This window comes from Leifsonia shinshuensis (assembly GCF_022606355.1).
In the GTDB taxonomy this organism is placed as follows: Bacteria; Actinomycetota; Actinomycetes; order Actinomycetales; family Microbacteriaceae; genus Leifsonia; species Leifsonia shinshuensis_B.
Map to the genome: position 1 here is coordinate 559,895 of NZ_JAHHZQ010000004.1, position 26,900 is coordinate 586,794.

The window sequence follows — 26,900 nt, forward strand, 5'->3', positions numbered from 1 at the left end:
CGGCCTGACGCCTGACAGTCGTCACGAATCGCGCTCCTGCTCTCGGGGCTCGGTGGCGCGAGATTCGTGACGAATGCGCGCCGCGTCAGGCGGGGGCGATGCGCACGTCGCCGCGGGGAACGCTGAGCGTGACGCGGGCTCCGATGGTCAGGCGCAGCTCCGCGACCACGGCGGCGGGTACGAGCGCGGTGAGGCGGTCGGTGCGCACGCGCACCAGGTCGTCGCGGGGCTCCAGGGCGGTGACGACGGCGGCGATACCGGCACCGCCGTCCGGCCCGACGCCCGTCCGGAGCATCACCGCCGACGGCCGCACCACCGCGGTGACCGCCCGACCCGCCGGGATCGGCACCGCCGGGGTCCCGCCGAGCGCGAGGCCGTCATCCGTCACGAGACCGCCCGCCGTTCGCACCCCGGTGAGGAGGCTGAGGCCGGTGAGCTCGGCGGTGAACGGGTGCCGCGGATGCGTGAGGACCTCCCGCGTCGGGCCCTCCTCGACCACCCGCCCGCGGTGCAGCACGGCGACGCGATCCGCGAGCAGGTAGGCGTCGAGCGCGTCGTGCGTCACCACGATGGCGGTGCGCCCGACGAGAACCTCGGCCAGCATCCCGCGCAATTCACCGGCCACGGCGACGTCGAGGGAGGCGAGCGGTTCGTCCAGGAGGATCAGCTCCGGCTCGGCGGCGAGCGCCCGGGCGATCGCCACGCGCTGGGCCTGACCTCCCGAGAGGCCGCCCGGCCGCCGCTCGGCCAGCGGGCGGACGCCGGTGCGCTCCAGCCACTCGTCGGCCTTCGCGCCGGCCTGCGCGCGCGTGGCGCCCGACGAGCGCGGAGCGAATTCGACGTTCCTGCGCACGGTCAGGTGCGGGAACAGCAGGGCGTCCTGCGCGAGCAGCGCGATCGCGCGCCGGTGCGGCGCCAGCCAGGTGGTCGGGAGGTCGAAAAGGGTGTCCTCCGCCAGCGTCGCCCGTCCGCTGTCGGGCCGGATCAGGCCGGCGAGCACCCCGAGGACCGTCGACTTGCCCGCGCCGTTGGGCCCGAGCAGAGCGAGCGTCTCGCCGCTGGCCAGGTTCAGGTCGACGTCGACATCGCGGTCGGCGAGACGCGCGGAGAACTGCAGCGTCATGTCGTCCTCCGGCGCAACGGCTCTCCCGCGCCGTGGGCGACGGCGACGACGGCGATCGCCACCGCGATGAGCACCAGCGAGAGCGCGACCGCGGCGTCGGGATCGGTCTCCCGCTGCAGGTAGATCTCGAGCGGGAGGGTGCGGGTGGTCCCCTGCAGGCTGCCGGCGAAGGTCAGCGTCGCACCGAACTCGCCGAGGGCGCGGGCGAACGACAGGATCGCGCCGGAGACGATCGCCGGTGCGACGAGCGGGAGCGTCACCCGGAACAGCACGGACGACGGCCCGGCGCCGAGGGTGGCGGCGACGGCCTCGTAGCGCTCGCCTGTGGTCCGCAGCGCCCCCTCCAGGCTGAGCACGAGGAACGGCAGGGCGACGAACGTCTGCGCGATGATGACGGCGGGGGTCGAGAACGCGATCGGGATGGCGCCGTCGAGGAGGCCGCGTCGGCCATAGAGGGCGAGCAGCGCGAGACCGCCGACCACGGGGGGCAGCACCAGCGGCAGCAGGACGATCGCGCGAACGAGCCCCCGGCCGCGGAACGGGACCCGGGCGAGCACGATCGCCATCGGGACGCCGAGCACCAGGCAGGCCAGGGTCGCGGTCAGCGACGTGCGCAGGCTGAGCAGCAGCGCGTCGACGGACTCCTGCGAGCTGATGAGGGCGCCGAACTGCGCCCAGTTCACGCGGGTCGCCATCGCGACGACCGGCAGCAGCACGAAGAGCGCCCCGAGCGCTGCGACCGCGAGGATCCAGGCCGGGATGCCCGTCGCTCGCGAGTCGGGCGCCGTGCGCCGGGTCACGGCGTGCCGAAGCCGGCCGCCTCGAGCACCTTCTTGCCCTCCCGGCCTGTCACGTACGCGATGAACGCGGCGGCGCCGGTGGCGTTCCGCCCCTGCTCGACGGCGACGATCGGATAGGTGTTGACGACATCCTTCGCCTCGGGGAACGGCACCGAGTCGACGGTCTTGCCCGCGCCCTTCACGTCGGTGACGTAGACCACGCCGGCGTCGGCCTCCCCGGATGACACCTTGCCGAGCACGTCGGTGACCGACGACTCCTGGCTCACCGGCGACAGCTTCACGCCCGTGTTCGTCTCCACCGTGGCGGTCGCGGCGCCGCACGGCACCTGGGGTGCGCACACGACCGTCTTCACGCCCGGCTTGGCGAGGTCCGCCCACCCCGTGATGTGCGCCGGGTTGCCTGGAGGCACGGCGATCGCGAGCACGTTGGTGGCGAAGTCGACGGGATCGCCGCCGGTGACGCCCGCGGCGACGGCTTTCTTCATGTTCTTCTCGTCCGCCGAGGCGAAGACATCGGCGGGCGCGCCCCCGCTCAGCTGCGTGACCAGGTCGGACGACCCGGCGAAGCTGAAGATGACGGTGCTGCCCGGGTTCGCCTTCTCGAACTCCCGGCCGAGCTCCGTGAAGGTCTTGGTGAGGGAGGCCGCGGCGAAGACCGTGATCGTGCCCGTGATCGCGTGCTTCGTGGGCGTCGGCGACGCCGGGGGCGCTGACGCGTCGGCCGAGCATCCGGTCGCGGCCAGCAGCAGTGCTGTGAGCGCGGCGCCGGCGATCACGAGCCTGCTGCGCGTCCTCATGCCGGTGCCCCTCATTCGGCGACCGCCGAGGTCTCGACGATGACGTTGGTGGCTTTGACGACGGCGACGGCGACGGAGCCCTGCTCCAGTCCGAGTTCGCGCACGGCCTCGCTGGAGATCAAGGACACGACGCGGTGGGGGCCGCACTGCAGTTCCACTTGAGCCATGACCGTGTCCATGACGATGTCGGTGACGATTCCGACGAACCGGTTGCGCGCCGAGCGGCCGACGCTGGCCGGGTCGGCCGGCAGCACGGCGTTCTGCTTGGCCATCCTGGCGAGCTCCAGGCCGTCGACGACGGTCCTCCCGCCCTCGTCCTTGGTGCTCGAGAGCAGTCCGGAGTCGATCCAGCGACGCACGGTGTCGTCGCTCACTCCCAGGAAGGCGGCGGCGTCTCGTACCCGTATCTGCGGCATGAAAAGAACTCTAGACCGGCAGACGCGGTGAAATCGAGCAGACCGGTCAGAGCCCGACCCACTCGGACTCGCCGTCGGAGAAGTGCTGCCGCTTCCAGATCGGCACGCGCGACTTGATCAGCTCGACGAGTTCGGCGCACGCGGCGAACGCTTCGGCGCGGTGGGGCGCGGCGACGGCGGCGATGAGGGCGAGGTCGCCGATGGTGAGCGAGCCGACCCTGTGCACGGCGGCGACCCGGAGGCCGGTGCGCGCGGCGACCTCCTCGCAGCAGGCCTGCAGGAACCCGGCCGCCTCCGGGTGGGCGCGGTAGTCGAGCGAGACGACCGGCCGGCCGCCGTCGTGATCGCGCACGATGCCCTGGAACGAGACCACCGCTCCGGCCTCTTTGCGCCAGACGAACGCGTCCAGCGTCGACGGGTCGAGGGGGCGGTCGGAGACGTCCGCGAGCACCTCGCTCATCGCACCGCCCCCTCGTGGTCGCCGCCGCGCAGCTGGTCGAGCAGGTGCGCGAGCACCGGCTCCAGCACGGCCAGGCCGTCGGCGACGCCGCCGCGCGAACCGGGGAGGTTCACCACCAGGGACGTGCCCGCGACTCCGGCGCGGCCGCGACTGAGCGCGGCGAGCGGGGTGGAGGCCGCGCCGCGCGCACGGAGCGCGTCCGCCAGCCCGGGGAGCTCGCGGTCGAGCACCGCGGCGGTCGCCTCGGGCGTGCGGTCGTCTGCGGACACTCCTGTGCCTCCGGTGGTGACGACGACGCCGGGCCGCTCGGCGACCGCCGCCCGCAGGGCACCGCCGATGTCGGCGTCGGCCACGACCCGCACTTCGGGCCGCAAGCCCTGCGCGGCGAGCCAGTCCGCGATGACCGGGCCGGTCGTGTCGGCCGCCGCTCCGGCCGCCGCGCGCGTGGAGGCGACGAGGACGACCGCGGCGTCCGACCGCGCGGGTGCCGGCGGCGTGACGTCGCGCGCCGAGACGGGCTCCGCCTCACCCGGCCGCCGCCACTCGCCGCGCTTGCCTCCGCTCTTGGCGACCAGCCGCACGTCGGTCATGCTCGCCGCCGGGTCGACGGCCTTCACCATGTCGTGCAGGGTCAGCCCGGCGACGGCGACGGCGGTCAGCGCCTCCATTTCGACGCCGGTGCGGCCGCGCGTGCGGGCGACGGCCTCCACCTCGATCGTGCCGGCCTCCTCGTCGAGGGCGAAGTCGACCCGCACCGACGTCAGCGGCAGCGGGTGGCAGAGCGGGATGAGGTCGCTCGTGCGCTTGGCGCCTGAGATGCCTGCGATGCGCGCGGTCGCCAGCACGTCGGCCTTGGGCAGATCGTCGGCCGCGACCAGCCGAACCACCTCCGGCGTGGTCACGAGGCGGCCGCGTGCGGTGGCCTCCCGGTCGGTCTCCGGTTTCGCGCCGACGTCGACCATGCGGGCGCGGCCGTCGGCGTCCAGGTGGGTGAGCTCGCTCATAGCGTCCAGACTGTCACGTCCGCGCCGGCCTCGACGGCCTCCGCCTCGGCGGGCAGGTCGATGAGGACGTCCGCGTTCGCCATGGCGGCCACCAGGTGCGAGCTCGGACCGGACACCGGTGCGACGCCGTCGGCGCCGACCCGGCCGCGCAGGAACTGGCGCTTGCCTGGCACGGAGCGAACGGATTCCGTGAGCCGGATGCGGCGCGTCGGCAGCTCGGGCAGGCCGGCCGCCGCCCGCAGCGGTGCGCGCAGGAAGACGGCGAACGACACCTGGGTGCTGACCGGGTTGCCGGGGAAGCAGAGCACGGGAACCCCGTCGACGACGGCCGTCGCCTGCGGACCGCCCGGTTGCATCGCGACGGTCGTGACTTCGGCGCCGCGGGGGAGGAGCACCTCGCGGACGACCTCGTAGGCGCCCTTGGAGATGCCTCCGGAGGTCACCACGAGGTCGCTGGCCGCGATGGCGGCGTCGAAGACCCGGGCGAACGTCTCCGGGTCGTCGTCGCTGCTCGCCCGCAGCGAGACGACGGCGCCTGCCTCCTCGACCAGGGCGGCGAGGGCCACGCCGTTCGCGTCGAAGACCTGACCGAAGCGGACGCTCTCGCCGGGCGTGGCGAGCTCGGAACCGGTGGTGAGCACGGCGACCCGCAGCCGTTCCCTGACGTCGACGGTGGTGACGCCCGCTGCCGCGAGTGCGGCCAGATGGCGCGGGGCCAGCCGCGTGCCGGCGCGCACCAGCACCTCTCCGCGGTGCAGGTCGCTGCCGCGCTCGCGCACGAACTCGCCGCGCTTGCGCGGCCGCCGGATCTCGACGACCGCGCCGGCGAGATCGTCATCCCTGCCCAGCACCAGCTCGGTGTCCTCCACGGGCACGATGGCGTCGGCCCCGCTGGGCACCGGCGCTCCCGTCATGATGCGGATGGCCGTGCCGGCGGCGAGCACGAGCGGCACCTCGTGGCCGGCGGGGACGTCGCCGGTGACCTCGAGCGCGACCGGGACGTGCGCGACGTCCGTGGCACGAACGGCGAAGCCGTCCATCTGCGAGTTGCGGAACAGCGGCAGGTCGACCTCCGATCGCACGTCCGCCGCCGCGACCCGGCCCGCGGCCTCGGTGAGCGGGACGGCCTCCACGCCGGGCTCGGCGGTCAGCGGCGCCAGGAGCCGGGTGACGTGGTCGACGTGCTCCTCGACGCTGCGTTGTGGGGTCATGGCTTCAGTATCCCGCGCGTACCGGAGGAGAGGGAGGGCCGCACGGGAGAGGACGCCGGTCGGGCCCGGGAGGCAGGTCGGTCGAAGCGAAGCCGGTCAGTAGCGCGGCAGGCCGGGGTCGACCTCGCGCGACCAGGCGTCCAGGCCTCCCTGGAGGACGATGCCGTGGGCGCCGACGGCAGCCAGGGCGCGGCGGGCGGTCTCCGCGCGCACACCGTGGTGGCAGATGATCACGACCGGGTCGTCGTTCAGCCGCTCGGCCACGCCGGCGGCGTCGCGCACGACGACGTCGAGCGGAACCAGCAGCGAGCCGGGGAGCTCGGCGATGTCGGCCTCCCAGGGCTCGCGCACGTCGAGGAGGGTGTGCGGCTCGCCGGCCGCGAGGCGGGCGGCGAGCTCCCGCGGCGACACGGAGCTGGCCGCCGCGCGCGGCGCGGGCTCCGCGACGATCCCGCAGAACAGGTCGTAGTCGATCAACCCGGTGACGGGCTCTGCGGCCGGATCCTCCGCGTACGCGAGCTCGCGGAACGTCCCGCGCAGTCCGTCGTGCACGACGACGCGGCCGAGCAGGAGGTCGCCCTCCCCGGTCACGGCCTTGATCGCCTCGCTCGCCATCAGCGACCCGATCACCCCGCAGACGCTCGGGAGCACCCCCGCCTCCGCGCAGCTCGGAACCGTGCCGGGTTCCGGAGGTTGCGGGAAGAGGTCGCGGTAGTGCGGGCCGCGCCCTGCCCAGCTGAGGCCTACCTGGCCGCCGAACCGGTGCACGGCGCCCCAGACCACCGGCAGGCCGGCCAGGAGTGCCGCGTCGTCCACCAGGTAGCGGGTCGGGAAGTTGTCGCTGCCGTCGATGACGAGATCGAACCCGCCGAGGATGCGCTCGGCGTTCGCCGACGTGAGCCGTTCGGGGAACACCCGCACGGCGATCCCGGCGTCGATGGCGCGGATGGCGTCGGCGGCCGACGCCGTCTTCGGCCGCCCGAGGTCGCGCTCGCCGTGGATCGTCTGGCGGGGGAGGTTGCTGATCTCGACGCTGTCGTCGTCGACGATGCCGATCGTTCCGAAACCGGCCCCCGCGAGCAGCGGGAGGACTGCCGAGCCGAGGCCTCCGGCACCGACGACCAGCACGCGGGCGGCGCGCAGTCGGCGCTGCGCCGTCTCGCCGAAGCCCGGGAGCTGCTCGGTGCGGGCGTACCGCGCGCGCAGCTCCGACGGGAGGGCGGGGCCGGGCGCCACGAGGGCGGGCGGACGTTCGGGGGAGGCCATGGTCCTAGTCAAGCACCGTACGGCGGTCGCGTACCTCCGCCGGTCAGGCGACGGTGACGCTGATCGTGTGCAGACCGGTCGCGCCGTCGGGCACGACATCCTGAACCTTGGCGGTCTGCACCGTCCCGTGGGCGTCGGTCGCTCTGACCTTGATCGTGTGCGAGCCGGGGGTCGCGTCCCACGCGTACTTCCACTGCCGCCAGGTGTCGACGGAGATCGCGTCCGCCAGCGTCGCCTGCTGCCAGTCGCCGCCGTCGATCTGCACGTGGACCGCGCTCACACCCACGTGCTGCGACCAGGCGACCCCCGCGACGGCGACCGTGCCCGCCTTCACCTGGCGGCCGTCGGCGGGGACGTCGATGCGCGACTCGAGCTTGACCGGCCCGCGCTCCGACCAGCCGCGGTCGGTCCAGTACGACGTCGCCTTGTCGAACCGGGTCACCTCCAGTTCGACCACCCACTTCGTCGCCGAAACGTAGCCGTAGAGCCCCGGCACGACCATGCGCACGGGATACCCGTGCTCGAGCGGGAGCGGCTGGCCGTTCATCCCCACGGCCAGGATCGCGTTGCGCTCGTCGGTGAGCGCCGTCAGCGGCGTGCCCGCGGTCCAGCCGTCCTGGCTGTGCGAGAGCACCATGTCGGCGTCGGCCGAGGGCTTCGCCCTGGCCAGCAGGTGCCGGATCGGGTAGCCGAGCCAGAGGGCGTTGCTGATCAGGTCGCCGCCCACTTCGTTGGAGACGCAGGTGAGGGTCGTGATGGACTCCTCCAGCGGGAGGGCCAGCAGCTGGGCGAAGGTCAGCTCCACCTCGGTCTCGACCATCCCGGTGATCTTCAGCCGCCAGTCCTGCGGCTGGATGCCGGGGATCTGCAGCGCCGTGTCGATGCGGTAGAAGTCGGCGTTCGGGGTGACGATCGGCGACAGCCCCGCGATGTCGAACGAGGCGCCTGCCGGCACCGGAGGCGCGGTGACGGCGGGCTTCGGGAGATGGAACGCGGCGCGGGCTGCGGCGGCCGCGCGATAGCCCGACGCGATCACCTGACCGACGACGGCCGCAAGGATGCCACCGAGCGCGGTTCCCGTGGCGGCGGTCACGAAACGACGACGGGAGACGGCGCCGTTCGGCGCGACCCGCGTCGGCTCGGTGCCGCGCAGCAGGCCGATGAGCCAGCCGAGGAAGAGGATGCCGACGAGAGCCGCCAGCGCCGACGGCAGCACGTCGACGATCCCGCCGCCGCTGCGGGTGATCGCGGCGAACGCTCCGACGACCCCGCCCACGCCGATCAGCACCCGGCCGAGGGGAGGCCTGCGCAGCTCGACCCAGCCGGCCAGGCCGCCGCCCACGACGAGCACGACCGCCAGCGAGACGATCAGGAAGGTCTTGTCCCCGGTGCCGAACACCCCGATCACGGCGTTCTTGAGCCAGGCCGGCGTGAGATCGATCACCAGGGAGCCGACGACCAGGATCGGGCTGCCGTCCTGCACGCCGATCGCGCTGACGATCTCCGCCGCACCGACGCCGGCGGCCACGCTCGCGGCCCCCGCAGCGGCGGCCCGCCAGAACGCTCTCATGTCCGAAGGATACGCACCCGATCCGGTGGATACGCCGAGCGTTCCTGCGGGGTGTCGGAGCAGCCTGTGACAGGCTTGAGCACTATGGCCTCCCTGCGCGTCGACGACCTCCCCGGCTGGACCGGCCCCGGCTCGGTCGGCGAGGACGCCGTGTACGAGGCGTTCGTGGCCTGGACCGAGAGCACGGGCATCACGCTCTATCCCGCTCAGGACGAGTCGCTCATCGAGATCGCGGGCGGCTCCAACCTCATCCTCTCCACCCCCACAGGCACGGGGAAGTCATTGGTCGCGGTCGGTGCGCACTTCGCCGCGCTCGCGCGAGGCGACCGCAGCTTCTACACGGCGCCGATCAAAGCGCTCGTCTCCGAGAAGTTCTTCGCCCTCGTCGACGTGTTCGGAGCCGAGAACGTGGGGATGATGACCGGCGACTCCTCGGTCAACGCCGACGCCCCGATCATCTGCTGCACCGCCGAGATCCTCGCCAACCTCGCTCTGCGGCAGGGGGAGGACACCCCTGCCGGTCAAGTCGTCATGGACGAATTCCACTTCTACGCCGACCCCGACCGCGGCTGGGCCTGGCAGGTGCCGCTGCTGATCCTGTCGCGCGCGCAGTTCGTGCTCATGTCGGCCACGCTGGGCGACGTGACGGCGCTCGCCGCCGATCTGAGCCGTCGCACCGGCCGCGAGACCGCGACGGTCACCGGCGTCGAGCGCCCGGTACCTCTGCACTACTACTACGAGCTGACGCCGATCCACGACACCGTCGAAGACCTGCTGCACACCGGTCAGGCGCCGATCTACATCGTCCACTTCTCGCAGCTCGCCGCCCTGGAGCGCGCCCAGTCGCTCTCCAGCGCCAAGATCGCGAGCCGCGAGCAGCGCGACGCCATCGCCGAGGCGATCGGCGCGTTCCGGTTCACGACCTCCTTCGGGCGGACGCTGTCCCGGCTGCTGCGCCAGGGCATCGGCGTGCACCACGCGGGGATGCTGCCCAAGTACCGCCGGCTGGTCGAACAGCTCGCCCAGCGCGGGATGCTGCGCGTGATCAGCGGCACCGACACGCTCGGCGTCGGCATCAATGTGCCGATCCGCACTGTGCTGCTCACGGCCCTCGCCAAATTCGACGGCACCCGGATGCGGCAGCTCAACGCGCGGGAGTTCCACCAGATCGCCGGCCGCGCCGGACGTGCCGGCTACGACACCGCGGGAACGGTCGTCGTGCAGGCGCCCGAGCACGAGAGCGAGAACGCCAAGGCGCTCGAGAAGGCGGGCGACGACCCCAAGAAGCGCCGCAAGATCGTGCGGAAGAAGGCGCCGGAAGGCTTCGTCTCGTGGGGCGAGCCGTCCTTCCGCAAGCTCGTGGAGGCCGAGCCTGAGACGCTGACGTCGTCCATGCAGATCACCAGCGCGATGCTCATCAACGTCATCGGCCGCGGCGGCGACGTCTTCCGGCACGTGCACGACCTCGTGTTCGACAACCACGAGCCCTGGAAGCGGCAGCTGGCCCTCGCCCGCCGCGCGCTCGAGCTCTACCGCTCGCTCGTGACCGCCGGCGTCGTGGAGGTCGTCGACGGCGAGATCCGGCTGACGGTCGACCTCCAGCCCAACTTCGCCCTCAACCAGCCGCTGTCGCCGTTCGCGCTCGCCGCGTTCGAGCTGTTCGACGTGGAGTCGCCCACATACGCGCTCGACATCGTCTCAGTGGTGGAGGCCACGCTCGACGACCCGAGGCCCGTGCTCTCCGCCCAGCAGTTCCAGGCGCGCGGCGAGGCGGTCGCGGCGATGAAGGCGGAGGGGATCGAGTACGACGAGCGCATGGAGGCGCTCGAGACGGTGACGCATCCCAAGCCCCACGACGAGCTGCTGCACGAGGCCTTCGCCACGTACGCGTCCAGCCAGCCCTGGGTGGCCGACTTCGAGCTCAGCCCCAAGTCCGTGGTCCGCGATCTGTACGAGCGCGCGATGACGTTCGGCGAGTTCATCGCCTTCTACAAGCTCGCACGGTCGGAGGGCGTCGTGCTGCGCTACCTGTCCGACGCCTACCGCGCCCTCAACCAGACCGTCCCGCTCGATCTGCGCACGGAGGAGCTGCGCGACATCGTCGAATGGATCGGCGAGCTGGTCCGCCAGGTCGACTCCAGCCTCCTGGACGAGTGGGAGGAGCTGGTGCACCCGGACGCCGCCAAGCACGCCGCCGAGTCGGGCGAGCTCGCGCCTCCCGCACCCCGCACGGTCACGGCCAACCGCCGCGCGTTCTTCGTGCTCGTGCGCAACGAGCTGTTCCGCCGCGTGCAGCTCGCCGCGCTCGACCGCGTGCAGGAGCTCGGCGCGCTCGAGAACGAGGCGGCGGCGCTGGCCGAGGCGGCGGCCCCGTCGTTCACCGAGCTGCAGTGGGACGCGGCGCTGGAGGCGTACTACGCCGACCACGACGAGATCCTCACCGACGCCTCCGCGCGCGCCGCGGCGATGATCGTCGTGGACGAGAGCCCCGCCGAGTCGGAGGGTCTCTGGAGGGTGCGGCAGATCCTCGCCGACCCGGCGGGCGACCACGACTGGGGGATCGCCGCGGAGGTCCTGCTGGCCGACTCGGCCCGCACGGGCGCCGCCGTCATCCGGGTGACCGCCGTCGACCGGTTGTGACGGTTTGACGTGCGCGAGACACGCGTGCGAGCATCTACACGGTCGCCTCTCGCGGCGCCAGGCACTTCGCATGAACCTCCGGTGAACTCTTACCGGCGGTCCGTCTCCACACGAGAAAGAAACCGGTGGATCTCACCCTCATCATCGTGCTGGTCATCGCGCTGGCCCTCTTCTTCGATTTCACCAACGGGTTCCACGACACCGCGAATGCGATGGCGACCCCCATCGCGACGGGGGCCATGCGGCCCAAGGTCGCGGTGGCGCTGGCCGCGATCCTGAACCTGGTCGGTGCGTTCCTCTCCACCGAGGTGGCCAAGACCATCTCCGGCGGCATCATCAACGAGGGTCCGGGCGGTGTGCTCATCTCGCCGGAGCTGATCTTCGCCGGGCTGGTCGGCGCGATCGTCTGGAACATGGTGACCTGGCTCTACGGCCTGCCGTCGTCCTCGAGCCACGCCCTGTTCGGCGGTCTCATCGGCGCGGCGATCGTCGGGGCCGGAATCGGCTCCGTGAACTTCTTCGTCGTCCTCGAGAAGGTCGTCCTGCCCGCCGTCATCGCGCCCTTCACGGCCGGCGTCGTCGCGTATGCGGCCACGAAGCTCGCCTACCGGATCACGCGCCGCTACGACGGCCGTCCGGACGGTCGAGGAGGCTTCCGCTACGGGCAGATCTTCTCGTCGTCGCTGGTCGCCCTCGCGCACGGCACGAACGACGCGCAGAAGACGATGGGCGTCATCACCCTGCTGCTGATCTCGGCGAACCTGCTCCCGGCCGGCAGCGGCCCGCCGTTCTGGGTCGTCGTCTCGTGCGCGCTCGCCATCGCGATCGGCACCTACTCCGGCGGCTGGCGGATCATCCGCACGCTCGGCCGCGGGCTCACCGAGGTCAAGCCCGCCCAGGGCTTCGCCGCAGAGACCAGCACCGCGGCGACCATCCTGGCCTCCAGCCACCTCGGCTTCGCCCTCTCGACGACGCAGGTCGCCTCGGGATCGGTGATCGGCTCCGGCCTCGGCCGGCGCGGGTCGTCCGTCCGCTGGGGGACGGCGGGACGTATCGCCATCGGCTGGGTGCTCACCCTGCCGTCGGCGGCGATCGTCGGAGCCGTCGCCGCGCTGATCGCGTCGCTGGGTCCGGTGGGCATCGCGGTCGACACGATCGTCGGCATCGCGGTCGTCACCTTCATCTTCTGGCGTTCGCGCCGCAACCAGGTGTCCAGTGCCAACGCGGTGGCGCCGGTGCAGGGCCAGAGCGATGTCGCCGCATCGGGCCGGGTCGTGAAGATCAAGAAGGTCAAGCCGCTCAAGCGGGACCGCGACCGGAGGGAGTCCGCATGAGTGCGTTCCTGTCGTTCGTCGTGGTCTTCGCGGCGTCCCTGATCGGCGCCTGCGTGATCGTCGGCTTCTATGCACTGGGGACCCGGCTGCTCGCGGTCGCCGGTCGCGCACTGTTCGTCGAGCCGGCCGAGTTCACCGACGCGATCACGGTGATCACGCCGGAGGAGGCGGCCAAGGCGCAGAAGAAGGCCGACAAGGCGCGCCGCAAGAACCCGCTCGGCGAGGGCCAGAAGCGTGCGGCGCTCGCCGGCGCGTACGCCTGCTTCGTGCTCTGCGGCCTCGGCGTCCTCTACGGCCTGTACCTGATCATCCCGTACTTCCACGCCTGACCTGGGGCGTCGAAGGGCACGTCGTCGTCGCTTTCGACGCGCGAAAGGGACAACGGCGTGCCCCTCGGCGTGCAGAATGTGGGTGTGACGAGCCCCGAGCAACTGTCGCGGCCTTCCCGCGGCCTCCGCATCGCCCTGGCGATCGTGGCCTGGTTCAACCTGGTCTCCGCACTCGCCGGGATGGTCGGCCTCACCTTCTTCGGCGGCATGGGCATCCCGCTGGAGTGGCTGCGCGGCAGCGTCTTCGACTCGTACCTCTGGCCTGGCGTGATCCTCGGTGTGGTGGTCGGCGGCGTCCAAGCGCTCGCGCTCGTCGTCCAGTACCGCCGCTTTCGCCTCGCCTGGGGCATGCACGCCGCCGCGGGGCTGGTGATGATGATCTGGATCTTCGTCGAGATCGCCATCATGCTCGTCTGGTCGCCGCTGCACGGGATCTACTTCGCGACGGGCCTCCTGCAGACCGTCCTCGCCGTGCTCGCTCTCGGCGCGTGGCCCCGCCCGTTTCTGGCGCGGGCTCAGCCTTCCCCTCGCAAACGCTGAACGAGGGGCACGTCGTTGTCACTTTCGGAGCCCGAAAGTGACAACAACGTGCCCCTCGGGGACAGGTTGGCAGCGCTCAGTCCGTGCCGCGGACGCGGGCGATGCTGTTCATGACGTGGTAGACGACGATCGCGGCGATGGCGCCGAGCGCGATGCCGTTGAACGTGAGCTGCCCGAGGTTCAGGGTGAAGTCGCCGATCCCGATGATGAGCGCGGTGGCGGCGGTGAACTGGTTGACCGGCTTGGAGAAGTCGACCTTGTTGTCCAGCCAGATCTTCACGCCGATGATGCCGATGAGGCCGTAGAGCGCTGTGGTGACGCCGCCGAGCACGCCGGCCGGGATGGTGTTGATCACCGCGCCCACCTTGGGGGAGAGGCCGAGCAGCACGGCCACGATGCCCGCCACCCAATACGCTGCCGTGGAGTAGACGCGCGTCGCGGCCATCACGCCGATGTTCTCGCCGTACGTGGTCGTCCCCGAGCCGCCGAAGAAGCCCGCGATGGTCGTCGCGAGACCGTCCGCGAAGAGCGCCCGGCCGGTCAGCTTGTTGACCGTGGGGTCGGTCAGCTGGGCGACGCCGCGGATGTGGCCGACGTTCTCGGCGATCAGCACGAGCACGACGGGCAGGAACGCGGGCAGGATGCCCCAGGTCTCGGCGGGGGCGGTGAACGGGTTCGCCGGCAGGGTGAACTGCGGGAGGCCCAGCCAATCGGCCCTCTCGACCTTGCTGAAGTCGACCTGCCCGGCGAACACGGCGAAGACGTAGCCGACGACGACGCCGAGGAAGATCGACAGCCTCCCGAGCATCCCGCGGAAGAGCACGGTGCACAGGATGACCGCCGCCAGCGTCACCAGCGCGGTCACCGGCGCCGCCATGAAGTTGTTCTTGGCCGCGGGCGCGAGGTTGAAGCCGATCAGCGCCACGATCGCGCCGGCGACGATCGGCGGCATCAGGCCGTCGATCCACTTGGTGCCGGTCGCGACCACGATCAGTCCGACGATCGCGAGCAGGAGGCCGGTGACCACGATCCCGAACAGCGCCGACGGCATCCCGTGCGCTTTCGTCGCCGCGACGATCGGCACGATGAACGCGAACGACGAGCCCAGGTAGCTGGGGAGCCGGTTGCGCGTGATCAGCAGGAAGAGCATGGTGCCGACGCCGGAGAACAGCAGCGTCGTGCTGGGCGGGAACCCGGTCAGCAGCGGAACCAGGAAGGTCGCACCGAACATGGCCACGACGTGCTGTGCGCCGAGACCGATCGTTCGCGGCCAGGTCAGCCGCTCGCCGGGCAGCACGATCTCGTGCGCTCCGACCTTCTTGCCGTCACCGTGCAGCTTCCAGGGCAGGGCCATGCGTGTCCTTATCGTGTCGGGAGGGGAATTAGGCTGGTACCGCGCTGTGACATACCTTCGAATGCGCCACGAACGAAACCCCATCGATACTACGGGAGACCACCATTTCCTCTTCGACTTCCACGCCGACGCCGACCGCCAAGGGGCGCCTGGACCGGTTCTTCGAGATCACGTCCCGCGGTACCACGTGGGCGACGGAGATCCGTGGCGGGCTGCTGACCTTCGTGACGATGGCGTACATCGTCATCCTCAACCCGATCATCCTGAGCTCGACGCCGGACGTGTCAGGGCACTCGCTCGGTTTCGAGCAGGTCGGTGCCGTCACCGCTCTGAGCGCCGGTGTCATGACCGTGCTGTTCGGTCTCGTCGCGCGACTGCCGTTCGCGTTCGCGGCCGGCCTCGGCATCAACTCGTTCCTCGCCGTGAACGTCGTGAAGGTGCTCACCTGGCAGGAGGCGATGGGCCTCGTCGTCATCAACGGTCTGATCATCGTGCTGCTGGCGGCCACCGGGCTGCGCCGCCTCATCTTCAACGCGGTCCCGCCGCAGCTGAAGACGGCGATCACCGTCGGCATCGGCCTCTTCATCGCCTTCATCGGTTTCGTCGACAGCGGCTTCGTGCGCAGCACCAAGGCCGCGTCGCCTCCCGTGCAGCTGGGGGAGGCGGGCTCCATCGCCACCCTCCCGACCCTGGTGTTCCTGATCGCCCTGGTCATCATGGGAGTGCTCATGGCGCGCAAGGTGAAGGGCGCACTGCTCATCGGGATCGTCGCGGCGACGGTCGTGGCGATCATCATCGAGGCGATCTTCCACCTCGGCTCCTCGGCGAAGAACCCGGAGGGCTGGAACCTCTCGGTCCCGCAGCTGCCGACGTCGTTCGTGTCGGTGCCGAACCTCAGCCTCGTCGGGCAGTTCGACCTGTTCGGGTCGTTCGCCCGCATCGGCGGGCTCGCGGCGATCATGCTCGTCTTCACGCTGGTGTTCACGAATTTCTTCGACGCGATGGGGTCGATGACCGGCCTCGCGCGCAGCGCGGGCCTCGCGAACGAGGACGGCACGTTCCCGCGCCTGCAGTCCGCGCTCATCGTGGAGGGCGTCGGCGCGGTCGTCGGCGGTGGCACGTCGGCCTCCTCGAACACCGTGTTCGTCGAGTCGGCCTCCGGAATCGGCGAGGGCGCGAAGACCGGATTCGCGAGCGTCATCACCGGCGTGCTCTTCCTGCTCGCCATGTTCTTCACGCCGCTGACGAGCGTCGTGCCGAGCGAGGTGGCCGCCGCGGCGCTGGTCATCGTCGGTGCCCTGATGGTGGTGCAGATCCGCCACATCGACTTCCACGAGTTCTCCAGCACGCTGCCGGTGTTCCTGACGATCATCGTCATGCCGCTGACCTACTCGATCGCCAACGGCATCGGCGTCGGCTTCATCTCGTGGGTGCTGGTGCGGTCGCTGTCGGGCAAGGCCCGCGAGATCAGCCCGCTGCTCTGGATCGTCGCCGCCGGTTTCCTGGTCTACTTCGCCCGCGGCCCGATCGAGGCCATGCTCCCGCACTGAGCACGTCTCCCGCACTGAGGGAAGCTTCCGGGGTAACCCCTGAGCACGACCGGGGGTTACCCGGATGCGCTCAGGGTCGGCGGGCCGCTTGACTGGATGCATGACAACGACAGGCACCACCGACCCGCACACCACCGCCGACCCGTACGGCACGCCGAACCCGTACGCGGCGGCGCCGGTTCGCACCCTCAGCATCACGAGCTTCGCGCTCGGCCTCGCCTCGATCGTCTTCAGCTGGACCTTCCTCGCCCCGATCGCCGGTCTGGTACTCGGCATCCTCGCCCTCGGCCGTGAGCCGCAGGGCCGCACCTTCGCGATCTGGGGGATCGTGCTCAACGCGGTCATGCTCGCCGGCATCCTGATCGGCCTGCTGATCGCCGTCGTCGGCTTCGGCGTCGGTCTGGCGTTCCTGCCGATCCACTGGGCCATCCCGAATCTCTGAGCGAGGGCGTGGGCTTCTGACGGGAGGCGGCTGCGCGGCCTGCGAGAATGGAGGGATGGAACCGTCCCCTCTCGTCCGGCCGCGCAGCTTCGTCGTCCGGGGCAGGAAGACCGAAGCCCAGCAGCGGGCCATCGACGAGCACTGGGCCGAGTTCGGCGTCGACTTCGACGGCGCGCGGCTCGACCTCGACACGATCTTCGGGCGCTCCGCGCCCCGCGTGGTGGAGATCGGCTTCGGCAACGGCGAGAACCTCCTCGCGCTCGCCGCGCGCCATCCGGAGCGCGACTTCCTCGGGGTCGAGGTGCACGGTGCGGGCGTCGGCCGGGTGCTGGCCGCCGCGCACGAGCAGGGGCTGACGAACGTCCGGGTCGTCCGCCATGACGCCGTGGAGGTCTTCGAGCACGGACTCGCTGCCGACAGCGTCGACGAGGTGCTGATCTTCTTCCCCGATCCGTGGCCGAAGGCCCGCCACCACCGTCGCCGGCTGGTGCAGCCGGACGTCGTCCGTCTGCTCGTCGGCGCGCTGAAGCCGACAGGCGTCCTCCGGCTCGCGACCGACTGGGAACCCTACGCCGAGCACATGATCGACGTGCTCGACGCCGAGCCGGCCCTCGTCAACGTCGCCGGTCCCGGCGGGTTCATCCCGCGACCGGACGAACGGCCCGTCACCAAGTTCGAGCGGCGCGGCGAGCGGCTCGGGCACGCGATCTTCGACCTGGAGTACCGTCCGCGCGGCTGAGTGCCGGTCCCGTGTGCTGATCCGTCCCGTGTGATGATGGGCGCATGACCTCCGAGTCCACGCCTCGCGCCGGCACCGTCGCCGGCGCCGCCATCCCGCAGACCGTCGCCGCCCTCCGCGCCGCCTTCGACGCCGGACGCACCAAGCCGCTGCGCTGGAGGCTGGCTCAGCTCGACGGGCTGCGCCGCATGCTCACCGAGCGCGCCGCCGAGTTCGAGGACGCCCTGCTGGAGGATCTGGCCAAGAATCCGACGGAGTCGCAGATCGCCGAGCTCGGGTTCGTCGTCGGCGAGATCGACCACATGCGGCGCAACCTGCGGCGCTGGCTGCGCCCGCGGCGGGTCGCGGTACCCGGCGCGCTCATGCCGGCCAGAGCCAGGGTCGTGCTGGAGCCGGTCGGCGTCGTGCTGGTGATCGCGCCGTGGAACTATCCCGTGCAGTTGCTCCTGGCTCCTCTCGTGGGTGCGCTGGCAGCGGGCAACGCCGTCGTCCTCAAGCCGAGCGAACTGGCGCCCGCGACGTCCGCGGCGATGGCGCGTCTGGTCCCGCAGTACCTCGACCCGACGGCGGTCGCCGTCGTGGAGGGCGCGGTCGATGAGACCACCGAACTCCTGGCCCAGCGCTGGGATCACATCTTCTACACGGGCAACGGCCGGGTCGGTCGCATCGTCGCCGCCGCGGCGGTCGAGCACCTCACGCCGGTGACCCTCGAGCTCGGCGGCAAGTCCCCGGTCTACGTTGACGAGTCGGTCGACCTCGCGGCCGCCGCGCGCCGGATCGCCTGGGGCAAGTTCATGAACGCGGGCCAGACCTGCGTGGCGCCCGACTACCTCCTGGCCTCCCGTGCCGTCGCCGGCCGGCTCGCCGACGAGCTGGCGAACGCGGTCCGGGCACTCTATGGGGACGATCCCGCGCAGAGTCCCGACTACGGGAGGATCGTCACCGACCGGCAGTTCGATCGATTGACGGGCCTGCTGGGCGCCGGCCGTACGGCCGTCGGTGGAGGCTCCGATGCGGCCTCCCGCTATCTCGCGCCGACCGTGCTGGTCGACGTGCCGCGCGACTCCGCGGTGATGGGCGAGGAGATCTTCGGGCCGGTGCTGCCGATCGTGACGGTGGACGGCCTCGACGACGCGATCGCGTTCATCCGCAACGGAGACAAGCCCCTCGCGCTCTACGTGTTCAGCGAGCGGCGGGAGGTGCGCAGGCGCTTCCTCACCGAGACCAGCTCGGGCGCGGTCGGCTTCGGGGTGCCCGCCGCGCATCTCGCGGTCGGCGGCCTCCCGTTCGGCGGCGTCGGCGAGAGCGGATCAGGCGCCTACCACGGGCGTCGCTCGCTCGAGACCTTCAGCCACGAGAAGGCGGTGCTGTCGAAGCCGCTCGCCCCCGACACGCTGCAGCTGATCTACCCGCCGTACACCGAGGGCAAGGACCGCTTCGCGCGCGGTCTGCTTCGCAGACTGGGTTGAGCAGAACCGCTCTCGACAGCGTGTCGAACATCGTCCGGGATCCCGGACGATGTGTCCATCTCGCGCGCAGTCACCGGGGGTAGGCTCGGCACTGCCGGGCGCCACGAACGGCCGGTGACACCCCCGAAAAAGCCAACGCACAACGAGAGGCAATGGAGCCAAGCGTGGATTCCACAGCAACGATGGACGAACCGAAGACTCACCCCATCCCCGTCATCGACACCTCTGCCGGCGTCGTCGTCGACGCGTCGGAGAACGTCTCCGACGTCCCGACCCCGAGCGCGGACGGACGCCCCACCCGCGTGGAGACCGACTCGCTCGGCAGCCGCGAGATCCCCGCGGACGCCTATTGGGGAGTCCACACCTCACGCGCCCTCGAGAACTTCCCGATCGCCAAGCGGCCGATCTCGGTCTACCCCGACCTGATCGTGGCCCTCGCCGCCGTCAAGCAGGCGGCCGCGCGCGCCAACCTCGAGATCGGCGTGCTCGAGAAGCACAAGGCCGACCTGATCGACCGCGCCTGCCAGCTCATCATCGACGGCCGGTTCCACGACCAGTTCGTGGTCGGCGTCATGCAGGGCGGTGCGGGAACCTCGACCAACATGAACGCCAACGAGGTCATCGCCAACATCGCGCTCGAGCTCGACGGCCGCCCCAAGGGCGACTACGCGCACATGAGCCCGATCGACGACGTCAACCGCAGTCAGAGCACCAACGACACGTACCCGACCGCCATCAAGATCGGCCTGACCTTCGCGCTCGGGCACCTGCTCGACGAGCTGGCGCTGCTGCGCGACTCCTTCGCCGCCAAGGGCCGTGAGTTCCGTCACATCCTCAAGGTCGGCCGCACCCAGCTGCAGGACGCCGTGCCGATGACGCTCGGGCAGGAGTTCCACGGTTTCGCGACGACGCTCACCGAGGACCACGCGCGGCTCACCGAGACGAAGTGGCTGCTGGCCGAGATCAACCTCGGTGCGACCGCGATCGGCACGGGCATCACCGCCGACCCGGGTTACGCCGCCGCGGCCGTGCGCCACCTGAACCTCATCACCGGCCTCAACCTCGAGACCGCGCCCGACCTCATCGAGTCGACCAGCGACGCTGGTGCGTTCATGTCGTTCTCCGGCTCGCTCAAGCGCAGCGCCATCAAGCTGTCGAAGATCTGCAACGACCTCCGCCTGCTGTCGTCCGGCCCGCAGGCCGGTCTCGGCGAGATCAACCTCCCGCCGCGCCAGGCCGGCTCGAGCATCATGCCGGGAAAGGTCAACCCGGTCATCCCGGAGGTCGTGAACCAGGTCGCGTTCTCGGTCGCCGGCGCCGACGTCACTGTGACGATGGCGGCCGAGGGCGGCCAGCTGCAGCTGAACGCGTTCGAGCCGGTCATCGCACACTCGCTGCTGCAGAGCATCACCTGGATGGCACAGGCGTTCCACACGCTGCGGGTCAACTGCGTCGACGGCATCACCGCCAACGAGGAGCGCCTCGGCGCGATGGTGGGCTCGTCCGTCGGCGTGATCACCGCGCTCACCCCGCACATCGGCTACGCGGCTGCGGCCGCACTCGCGAAGTCGGCGCTGCTGACCGGGCACAACGTCGCCGACCTGGTCGTGGAGGCCAAGCTGATGAGCCGCGAGGAGGTCGGCCGCCTGCTGTCGCCCGCGCGCCTCAGCGGGCTCGAGGCGATCACCACCTCCATCCCGGTCGTCGAGGCCGAGGCCATCGAGAAGGCCGAGAAGGAGCGCGCGATCCGGCCCGAGTAGCGGTCGCCCCTGGGCCCCGCGCTCGGCGCCTGCGCCGAATGGCACGTCGTTGCCGCTTTCCACCGCGAAAAGCGCCGACGACGTGCCCCTCGGCGTGTGAGCGGAGGCGTCAGCGCGACTCGGACTCGCGGAAGAGGGCGATCATGTCGCGGGCGAGTTGGTTGGGCGCTGTCTCGCACGGGCTGTGCCCGGTGCTGTAGACGGCCAGTCGTGCGCCCAGAGCGGTCGCGTTCGCCGCGTGCAGGTGCGTCGGCCACAGGTCGTGGTCGCCGGTCGCCACCAGCACAGGGAGGCCGATGCCCGCGATGCGTGCTCGCACGTCCGGCACGTGCTTCATCAGCCCGACGATGTCGTCGACGCTGGAACGCCGGGTGAGCGCGAACCGCGAGCGCACGAACGTGAGGCGGGCGGGCCCGACCTTGTTCTTGTTGGTCACGATTCCCCAGATCATCAGACCGGCGCCCTGGCGGCCGTTCAGGAACCAGCTCAGCCAGCCGATGACGCGCATCCCCCGGAACGCCTGGCCCGGCTCGGGCGGGGAGGTGAGCAGCGTCAGCGTGCGGAACAGCTCGGGGTGGTCGACCAGTGCGAGCTCGGCGAGGATGCCGGCGAACGAGTAGCCCAGCACATGCGCGGGGCCGCCGTCGCGCAGGAACGCGACGAGGTCGGCGACGAGCAGGTCGTAGGTGTAGTGGCCCGGTCGCGCAGGACCGGCGTCCGCGGACTCGTATTGGCCCGCGAGGTCGTAGCTCTGCACGTAGTAGCCCGCGGCGACGAGGATCGGCGCGAGGAGGTAGAAGTCCTCCTTCGATCCCGTCGCGCCGGGCACGAGCACGACGCGTGGATCGCGAGGGTCGCCGAGCGCGACGACGGCGAGCTCGCCGCTGGGCGCGCGGAAGCGCGAGAACGTCGCTCCGACGGGCGCGATCGACCAGTCGATCTCGGGCAGGACCGCGTCGAGGCGCGCGGCCTCGTCGTCTCCGCCCGTGACACCGGGGCGCCGTTCACCGATCGACATGCTCTCACGCTAGCCGACGCATCCGACTGATGTCGGCGATCCGGCGGAATGCGGCCGATTCAGCATCGGCGCGCTGCCGGTCAGGTCACGCGGCAGTAGGTGGTGAGATACCCGATGCCGCCGATCGACACCGTGACCGTCGAGCGATCGCGCAGGAACACCGGGGGAGTGCGGGAGTACCCGGCGCCTCCCGGGCTGCCGGTGGAGATCAGCGTGCCCGGCTGGATGGTGGCCGACCGCGACAGGAACTCGATGATCTCGGCGACCGAGCGCACCATGTCGGCCGTCGACGCGTCCTGCAGGATGGCGCCGTCGACGTTGGTGGTCAGCCACAGGTCTTGCGGGTCGGCGATCTCGTCGGCGGTGACGACCACCGGGCCGTTGGGCGTGAAGCCGTCGAACGATTTGCAGCGAGACCACTGGGCCTCGGAGAACTGCAGGTCGCGCGCGGTGATGTCGTTGACCACCGTGTAGCCCCACACGTAGTCGAGGGCGTCACGCACCGAGACATTGCGTGCGGGCTTGCCGATGATGACGCCGAGCTCGGCCTCGTAGTCGACCTGGGTCGTGAGATCTTCGGGCCAGGACGTGGTGCCGCCATGGCCGGCGAGCGAGTTGGGCCAGAGGGAGAACACGGTCGCGGCCTTCTCGCTGCGCAGCTTGAGCTCGGAGGCGTGCGCCGCATAGTTCGCACCGATCGCGATCACCTGAGGCGGCCGGAGCACGGCCGACGCGTGGCGCAGCTCGTGGACGGGCACGAGGGGCGTGCCCGTCGTGACGGCCTCGTCGACGATCGCGCGGATCCCGGTGAGAGCAGCGTCGCCCTGCTCGATGAGCGCTTGGAGGTCGCGGGGCGGCTCGGCCACGAGCTCGTCGAGGAACAGTGCCCCGTCTCCGATGACGGCGGCCAGGCGCGGCTGCGAGTCCGAGGTGGTGCTGAGGTGCGCGAATCTCACACTGTCCAACCTATCGGTCGAACGGGTGATGACACGTACACGCTGTCGAGCGAAACGCGCAGAACTCGACGCTCAGGCCATTGCGCCCGGTGCATCCTCCGTATGCTCCTCCTGCCAGCGACGGCGGGCCGCGCGACGGCGCCAGGGCGTCTCCTCCGGAAGGTGCATCCGGAGGGTGCCGAACGCCCAGCGGATGCGCCGGCCGAAGCCGCGCCACGTCGAGAACGGGCGGGCGGAGATCCCGACCAGGAGGCGCTCGTCGTAGCGCACGACCACTCCAGGATCGAGGTGGATGGCGAGGTCGAGGTCGTCGTGCACCTCGCGCAGTCCGCTGTGCACGCGGTCGCGCACGTCGCGCCAGACCGCACGGCGCATCGCGAAGTTGGATCCGAAGATCGGCGGGTGCCCCAGCCAGATCTCCATCGACCAGAAGTAGCCGCCGATGTAGAGCAGCTGGCCGAGCCCGGCCACGAACGTGTTGCCGTCGTAGAACACGCCGGGCCCGGTGAGCACGCCGATGGCGGGCGCGTCGACGAACTCCGCTTCGATGTGGAGCAGCCAGTCGACCGGAGGGCGTGAGTCGGCGTCGAGTCGCGCGATGATGTCGCCGGTGGCTGCGTCGTAACCGGTGGCGGAGGCGGGGAAGATCCCGCGGACCGGCTGCCGGAGCACCCGTGCGCCACCCGCGAGGGCGACGGCGGCGGTGCCGTCGGTGCTGCCGTTGTCGACGACGATGATCTCGTCGGCCGGCCGCAGCTGGGCCGCCAGGTCGGCCAGGCAGCGCTCCAGCATCTCCGCATCATCGAGGGCCGGGATCACGACGCTGATCGAGGGCACCAGACCGCTCCCCTCCCGACCGATTCTTCGATTGTGCTGTTCGTGATCCTACGCTTCGCTGCGGCCGACCCGCACGCGCGTGGCGGCGCGTGCCGCTTTGGCCTCCCGCTGCGCCGCGTGCGCGCTCTGCCACAGGTGCATTCCCGCGTAGCTGCGCCAGGGCGACCAGCTCGCGCCGCGCGCGGCCAGCCCTCGCGGGTCGTCCGGCAGCCCGAGGCGGGCTGCGCCCTGACGCAGTGCGAGGTCGCCGATCAGCAGCACGTCAGGGCTCCCGAGCACGCGCAGTGCGACGTAGCCGGCCGTCCAGGCGCCCACGCCGGGCAGAGCGAGCAGGCGCTCCTCGAGCTCTGCGCGCGACTCCCCGACGTCGATCACGAGGGAGCCGTCGGCGAGGGCCGCCGCTGCGCCGATGATCGCGTCGATGCGCCTTCCCGGGCCGCGGAGGACCTCGCGACCGCGCTCGGCGATGGCGGCGGAGGTCGGGAAGAGCCGGGTGTGCCCGCCGACCGTCACCGGCTCGCCGAGGGCGTCGGTGAGCCGGGCGAGCGCCGTGCGCGCCGCCGGCACCGAGATCTGCTGCCCGATGAGCGCACGGAACAGGATCTCCTCGGGGTCGACGGCGCCCGGCACGCGGATTCCGGGTGCCGCCGCCACGGAAGCCGCCAGAGCGCGGTCGGCGGCGAGCGCCGTGTCGATCGCCTCGGCGTCGGCGTCGAGGTCGAGGAGCCGTCGCACCCGCGCGACCAGCGGTGCGAGGTCGGCCATGTCGGCGAGGTGGGCCTCGCACTCGACGGCGGGTGCGCCGGCGTCGCCCGAGAGCGTCAGGCGGATGGCGGCCGGACCGTGCGGCAGCCGCAGGGCGCGCCCGTACGAGGGCGGGCTTCCGGCGCCGTCCGTAGCGTCCGCGGCCGCCTCCATTCCGGCGATGGCGCGTGCGCCGAGGAAGCCGAGCACCCGGCCGCCGTCGAAGGGTGCGCGGGCCGGCAGGCGCAGGCTGAGGGAGGTCCCGCTCGCCGCGCCCGAGGTGCCGGGCGGGTGCGCGACGGGGTGGCGCCGCCGCGCGGACGCCCGGATCGCGCCGGGCGCGACGTGGTAGATCTCGGCCATCGTCTCGTTGAACTGCCGCACGCTCGAGAACCCGGCGGCGAAGGCGACGTCGGTGATCGGCATGTCCGTGCCGGCGAGGAGGAGCCGGGCGGTCTGTGCCCGGTGTGCGCGTGCGAGCGCGAGCGGGCCGGCGCCGAGTTCGGAGGTGAGCACGCGCCCCAGATGGCGAGCGGTGTAGCCGAGCCGATGGGCGAGCCCCGGCACGCCCTCCCGCTCCACCGTCCCGTCGGCGATGAGCCGCATGGCGCGGGCGGCGAGGTCGTCGCGGACGTTCCACTCCGGAGACCCGGGCACGGCGTCGGGGAGGCAGCGCTTGCAGGCGCGGAGGCCTGCCTCGTGCGCGGCCGCTGCCGTCAGGTAGAAGCTGACGTTGTCCGCTTTCGGCGTCACGGCCGGGCAGCTGGGACGGCAGTAGATCCCCGTCGAGTGCACGCCGGTGATGAACTGGCCGTCGAATCGGGAGTCGCGCGCGCTCATCGCCCGGTAGCGCTGCGCGAAGACCGGGTCGGCCAGTCGCTCCTCCGCCGTCGGCCGGCGTGCCGTGGTGCTCGTCATTCCTTCAGCGTGCCACCCGCCGCCGACATTCGATGGCGGAAATCGGACATCACCGCGTGGCGGCGACGGGATCCCGGTCGGCCGTTAGCATGACACCGTGGATGTCATCGACTGGCTCAGGGCGGCGCTCGGCTCGGACGCGGACGACGGTGTGCTCTCGACCGATCCCGCCCTCCTCGACGTGGCGCGAGCGGATCGCTCCGGGTGGGTGGCCGACGGCAGCCCCCTCGCACTCGTGAACGCGCGAACGGTCGAGCACGTGCAGGCGACGATGCGGGCGGCCTCCGAGTTCCGCGTCCCTGTCGTGCCGCGCGGTGCGGGCACCGGCCTCGCCGGCGGGGCCAACGGCTCGGCCGGCTCGATCGTCCTGAGCCTGGCCGGCATGGATCGGATCCTGGAGATCTCGACGGAGGATCAGCTCGCCGTGGTCGAGCCCGGTGTGATCAACGAGGATCTCGACGCGGCTCTCGAGCCGTTCGGGCTGTTCTTCGCACCGGATCCCGCCAGCAAGGCGATCTCGACCATCGGCGGCAACATCGCCACCAACGCGGGCGGGCTCCTCTGCGCCAAGTACGGGGTCACCAGGGAGGCCGTGCTCGGCCTGGACGTGGTGCTCGCCGACGGGCGGTTCGTCCGTACCGGCCATCGCACGGTCAAAGGTGTGACCGGCTACGACCTGACTTCGCTGCTCGTCGGATCGGAGGGCACGCTGGGTGTCATCGTGGGCGCGACCGTCCGGGTGCTCCCGCGCCCGCAGGGGGAGCCGACGACGCTGGGCGCCCTGTTCGCGGACGTGAGGGCGGCCTCGGATGCCGCCGCACGCGTGACAGCGGCCCACCTGCGGCCGGCGGTCATGGAGCTGCTCGACGCCCCGGCGCTCGAACGGATCTCCGCGTATCTCGGCGAGCAGACGATCCGGGACGCGTTCGGTGCGGCGGGCGGCGCCGCCTATCTGCTGGTGCAGTTCGACGGCCCGACGGCCTCCGACGATGCCGCGGCGGCGGCGAGTGTCATCGCGGAGACCGGGGGAACCGTGCGCGTCGCGGCGGACGCGGCCGAGGGGGAGCGGCTCCTCGCGATCCGTCGCGCGTTCCATCCGGCGCTCGCCGCGACCGGTACCGTGCTGATCGAGGATGTGGCGGTCCCGCGCTCGCGCATGCCGGAGATGTTCGCGGCGATCGAACGGATCTCACGGCGCCATGGCATCCCGATCCCGACGGTGGCGCACGCCGGCGACGGCAACCTCCACCCGAACTTCGTCGCGCCCGGCGACGGCATCGCCCCCGCGGTGTGGGAGGCGGCGGGCGAGCTGTTCCGCACCGCGATGGAGTTGGGCGGGACGCTCACGGGCGAGCACGGCGTCGGCGTCCTGAAGCGCCGCTGGCTGGCGGAGGAGCTGGGCCCGGACTCTTACGACCTCCAGGTCAAGCTGAAGTCGGTCTTCGACCCCCTCGGCATCCTCAACCCCGGCAAGGTCTTCGGCTAGGGCAGCACGCACCACCAGCCCGACCAGGGCGTGTAAGCCGGGGCTGGGGGCTCTGGACCATCGACGGCCTCACCAACGTCCGATCAACCCAGCATCGACCATCGACGGGTCTCACTGACGTCAGCCATCCCAGCCAC

24 protein-coding genes are annotated in these 26,900 nt (G+C 71.4%); 10 read left to right on the forward strand and 14 right to left on the reverse strand.

Annotation, left to right across the window (positions count from 1 at the left end; genetic code table 11):
- Positions 1–85: 85 nt before the first annotated feature.
- The 9 genes from KNO15_RS18045 to KNO15_RS18085 form a co-directional block, all read right to left on the reverse strand.
- A complete protein-coding gene (locus KNO15_RS18045) occupies positions 86–1,123 on the reverse strand; it encodes a sulfate/molybdate ABC transporter ATP-binding protein (protein WP_241705184.1) in 1,038 nt (345 codons plus the stop codon).
- Positions 1,120–1,923: an ABC transporter permease gene (locus tag KNO15_RS18050; protein WP_241705185.1), complete on the reverse strand. Its 804-nt coding sequence runs from the start codon at positions 1,921–1,923 to the stop codon at positions 1,120–1,122. Before KNO15_RS18050 ends, KNO15_RS18045 begins: the two co-directional genes overlap by 4 nt.
- Positions 1,920–2,720 carry a molybdate ABC transporter substrate-binding protein gene (gene modA, locus KNO15_RS18055; RefSeq protein WP_241705186.1) on the reverse strand — a complete coding sequence of 267 codons (801 nt, stop codon included), beginning with the start codon at positions 2,718–2,720 and terminating at the stop codon, positions 1,920–1,922. Before modA ends, KNO15_RS18050 begins: the two co-directional genes overlap by 4 nt.
- A gap of 11 nt (positions 2,721–2,731) precedes the next feature.
- Positions 2,732–3,136 carry a TOBE domain-containing protein gene (locus KNO15_RS18060; protein ID WP_241705187.1) on the reverse strand — a complete coding sequence of 135 codons (405 nt, stop codon included), beginning with the start codon at positions 3,134–3,136 and terminating at the stop codon, positions 2,732–2,734.
- Positions 3,137–3,182: 46 nt separating this feature from the next.
- Positions 3,183–3,596: a molybdenum cofactor biosynthesis protein MoaE gene (locus tag KNO15_RS18065; RefSeq protein WP_241705188.1), complete on the reverse strand. Its 414-nt coding sequence runs from the start codon at positions 3,594–3,596 to the stop codon at positions 3,183–3,185.
- Complete coding sequence (gene moaCB / locus KNO15_RS18070) at positions 3,593–4,600, reverse strand: bifunctional molybdenum cofactor biosynthesis protein MoaC/MoaB (protein ID WP_241705189.1); 1,008 nt, start codon at positions 4,598–4,600, stop codon at positions 3,593–3,595. The genes KNO15_RS18065 and moaCB overlap by 4 nt, the downstream gene beginning before the upstream one ends.
- The gene (locus tag KNO15_RS18075; RefSeq protein ID WP_241705190.1) at positions 4,597–5,811 is read right to left on the reverse strand and encodes a molybdopterin molybdotransferase MoeA; all 1,215 of its coding nucleotides are present in this window, start codon (positions 5,809–5,811) and stop codon (positions 4,597–4,599) included. The genes moaCB and KNO15_RS18075 overlap by 4 nt, the downstream gene beginning before the upstream one ends.
- A gap of 96 nt (positions 5,812–5,907) precedes the next feature.
- Positions 5,908–7,077: a ThiF family adenylyltransferase gene (locus KNO15_RS18080; protein ID WP_241705191.1), complete on the reverse strand. Its 1,170-nt coding sequence runs from the start codon at positions 7,075–7,077 to the stop codon at positions 5,908–5,910.
- Between the two features lie 43 nt (positions 7,078–7,120).
- Entirely contained in the window at positions 7,121–8,647 is a 1,527-nt protein-coding gene (locus KNO15_RS18085; RefSeq protein ID WP_241705192.1) for a molybdopterin-dependent oxidoreductase, read from the reverse strand.
- 84 nt (positions 8,648–8,731) lie between these two features.
- Between KNO15_RS18085 and KNO15_RS18090 the strand changes: the two genes are divergently transcribed.
- From KNO15_RS18090 to KNO15_RS18105, 4 genes are all read left to right on the forward strand, one after another.
- Positions 8,732–11,287, forward strand: a complete 2,556-nt coding sequence (locus KNO15_RS18090) for a DEAD/DEAH box helicase (protein ID WP_241705193.1) — start codon at positions 8,732–8,734, stop codon at positions 11,285–11,287.
- 125 nt (positions 11,288–11,412) lie between these two features.
- The gene (locus KNO15_RS18095) at positions 11,413–12,621 is read left to right on the forward strand and encodes an inorganic phosphate transporter (protein WP_241705194.1); all 1,209 of its coding nucleotides are present in this window, start codon (positions 11,413–11,415) and stop codon (positions 12,619–12,621) included.
- The gene (locus KNO15_RS18100) at positions 12,618–12,950 is read left to right on the forward strand and encodes a peptidase (protein ID WP_241705195.1); all 333 of its coding nucleotides are present in this window, start codon (positions 12,618–12,620) and stop codon (positions 12,948–12,950) included. Before KNO15_RS18095 ends, KNO15_RS18100 begins: the two co-directional genes overlap by 4 nt.
- A gap of 84 nt (positions 12,951–13,034) precedes the next feature.
- Positions 13,035–13,490: a hypothetical protein gene (locus tag KNO15_RS18105; RefSeq protein WP_241705196.1), complete on the forward strand. Its 456-nt coding sequence runs from the start codon at positions 13,035–13,037 to the stop codon at positions 13,488–13,490.
- Between the two features lie 76 nt (positions 13,491–13,566).
- On the opposite strand, the gene KNO15_RS18110 is transcribed toward KNO15_RS18105, so the two are convergent.
- The gene (locus KNO15_RS18110) at positions 13,567–14,844 is read right to left on the reverse strand and encodes a uracil-xanthine permease family protein (protein WP_241705197.1); all 1,278 of its coding nucleotides are present in this window, start codon (positions 14,842–14,844) and stop codon (positions 13,567–13,569) included.
- Between the two features lie 86 nt (positions 14,845–14,930).
- On the opposite strand from KNO15_RS18110, the gene KNO15_RS18115 reads away from it, so the two are divergent.
- The 5 genes from KNO15_RS18115 (at position 14,931) to KNO15_RS18135 (ending at position 20,804) form a co-directional block, all read left to right on the forward strand.
- Positions 14,931–16,394 carry an NCS2 family permease gene (locus KNO15_RS18115; protein ID WP_374113185.1) on the forward strand — a complete coding sequence of 488 codons (1,464 nt, stop codon included), beginning with the start codon at positions 14,931–14,933 and terminating at the stop codon, positions 16,392–16,394.
- 100 nt (positions 16,395–16,494) lie between these two features.
- Positions 16,495–16,836 carry a hypothetical protein gene (locus tag KNO15_RS18120; protein WP_241705198.1) on the forward strand — a complete coding sequence of 114 codons (342 nt, stop codon included), beginning with the start codon at positions 16,495–16,497 and terminating at the stop codon, positions 16,834–16,836.
- A 55-nt stretch (positions 16,837–16,891) separates the two neighbouring features.
- On the forward strand, positions 16,892–17,575 hold the full coding sequence (gene trmB / locus KNO15_RS18125; RefSeq protein WP_241705199.1) for a tRNA (guanosine(46)-N7)-methyltransferase TrmB: 684 nt from the start codon (positions 16,892–16,894) through the stop codon (positions 17,573–17,575).
- Between the two features lie 44 nt (positions 17,576–17,619).
- Positions 17,620–19,044 (forward strand): aldehyde dehydrogenase family protein, encoded by a 1,425-nt coding sequence (locus tag KNO15_RS18130; protein ID WP_241705200.1) that lies wholly within the window; start codon positions 17,620–17,622, stop codon positions 19,042–19,044.
- Positions 19,045–19,226: 182 nt separating this feature from the next.
- Positions 19,227–20,804, forward strand: coding sequence for an aspartate ammonia-lyase (locus tag KNO15_RS18135; protein WP_241705321.1), 1,578 nt, complete (start codon positions 19,227–19,229; stop codon positions 20,802–20,804).
- Positions 20,805–20,913: 109 nt separating this feature from the next.
- Here the strand turns inward: KNO15_RS18135 and KNO15_RS18140 are convergent, their stop codons facing one another.
- From KNO15_RS18140 to KNO15_RS18155, 4 genes are all read right to left on the reverse strand, one after another.
- A complete protein-coding gene (locus KNO15_RS18140) occupies positions 20,914–21,822 on the reverse strand; it encodes an alpha/beta fold hydrolase (protein WP_241705201.1) in 909 nt (302 codons plus the stop codon).
- A gap of 80 nt (positions 21,823–21,902) precedes the next feature.
- Positions 21,903–22,778, reverse strand: a complete 876-nt coding sequence (locus KNO15_RS18145; protein WP_241705202.1) for a fumarylacetoacetate hydrolase family protein — start codon at positions 22,776–22,778, stop codon at positions 21,903–21,905.
- A 72-nt stretch (positions 22,779–22,850) separates the two neighbouring features.
- Entirely contained in the window at positions 22,851–23,615 is a 765-nt protein-coding gene (locus KNO15_RS18150; RefSeq protein WP_241705203.1) for a glycosyltransferase, read from the reverse strand.
- 48 nt (positions 23,616–23,663) lie between these two features.
- The gene (locus tag KNO15_RS18155) at positions 23,664–25,277 is read right to left on the reverse strand and encodes an AlkA N-terminal domain-containing protein (protein WP_241705204.1); all 1,614 of its coding nucleotides are present in this window, start codon (positions 25,275–25,277) and stop codon (positions 23,664–23,666) included.
- Positions 25,278–25,374: 97 nt separating this feature from the next.
- Here KNO15_RS18155 and KNO15_RS18160 point away from each other — a divergent pair, with 97 nt between their 5' ends.
- Positions 25,375–26,763, forward strand: a complete 1,389-nt coding sequence (locus KNO15_RS18160; protein ID WP_241705205.1) for an FAD-binding oxidoreductase — start codon at positions 25,375–25,377, stop codon at positions 26,761–26,763.
- The last annotated feature ends 137 nt before the right edge of the window (positions 26,764–26,900 follow it).

What these genes read in the sequence shown, in the direction of transcription:
- KNO15_RS18120 (WP_241705198.1), top strand. Translation starts at nt 16,495, where the DNA reads ATGACAACGACAGGCACCACCGACCCGCACACCACCGCCGACCCGTAC.
- KNO15_RS18065 (WP_241705188.1), bottom strand. Translation starts at nt 3,596, where the DNA reads ATGAGCGAGGTGCTCGCGGACGTCTCCGACCGCCCCCTCGACCCGTCG.
- KNO15_RS18080 (WP_241705191.1), bottom strand. Translation starts at nt 7,077, where the DNA reads ATGGCCTCCCCCGAACGTCCGCCCGCCCTCGTGGCGCCCGGCCCCGCC.
- KNO15_RS18130 (WP_241705200.1), top strand. Translation starts at nt 17,620, where the DNA reads ATGACCTCCGAGTCCACGCCTCGCGCCGGCACCGTCGCCGGCGCCGCC.
- trmB (WP_241705199.1), top strand. Translation starts at nt 16,892, where the DNA reads ATGGAACCGTCCCCTCTCGTCCGGCCGCGCAGCTTCGTCGTCCGGGGC.
- KNO15_RS18085 (WP_241705192.1), bottom strand. Translation starts at nt 8,647, where the DNA reads ATGAGAGCGTTCTGGCGGGCCGCCGCTGCGGGGGCCGCGAGCGTGGCC.
- KNO15_RS18135 (WP_241705321.1), top strand. Translation starts at nt 19,227, where the DNA reads ATGGACGAACCGAAGACTCACCCCATCCCCGTCATCGACACCTCTGCC.
- moaCB (WP_241705189.1), bottom strand. Translation starts at nt 4,600, where the DNA reads ATGAGCGAGCTCACCCACCTGGACGCCGACGGCCGCGCCCGCATGGTC.
- KNO15_RS18155 (WP_241705204.1), bottom strand. Translation starts at nt 25,277, where the DNA reads ATGACGAGCACCACGGCACGCCGGCCGACGGCGGAGGAGCGACTGGCC.
- KNO15_RS18100 (WP_241705195.1), top strand. Translation starts at nt 12,618, where the DNA reads ATGAGTGCGTTCCTGTCGTTCGTCGTGGTCTTCGCGGCGTCCCTGATC.
- KNO15_RS18075 (WP_241705190.1), bottom strand. Translation starts at nt 5,811, where the DNA reads ATGACCCCACAACGCAGCGTCGAGGAGCACGTCGACCACGTCACCCGG.
- KNO15_RS18090 (WP_241705193.1), top strand. Translation starts at nt 8,732, where the DNA reads ATGGCCTCCCTGCGCGTCGACGACCTCCCCGGCTGGACCGGCCCCGGC.
- KNO15_RS18140 (WP_241705201.1), bottom strand. Translation starts at nt 21,822, where the DNA reads ATGTCGATCGGTGAACGGCGCCCCGGTGTCACGGGCGGAGACGACGAG.
- KNO15_RS18045 (WP_241705184.1), bottom strand. Translation starts at nt 1,123, where the DNA reads ATGACGCTGCAGTTCTCCGCGCGTCTCGCCGACCGCGATGTCGACGTC.
- KNO15_RS18060 (WP_241705187.1), bottom strand. Translation starts at nt 3,136, where the DNA reads ATGCCGCAGATACGGGTACGAGACGCCGCCGCCTTCCTGGGAGTGAGC.
- KNO15_RS18110 (WP_241705197.1), bottom strand. Translation starts at nt 14,844, where the DNA reads ATGGCCCTGCCCTGGAAGCTGCACGGTGACGGCAAGAAGGTCGGAGCG.
- modA (WP_241705186.1), bottom strand. Translation starts at nt 2,720, where the DNA reads ATGAGGACGCGCAGCAGGCTCGTGATCGCCGGCGCCGCGCTCACAGCA.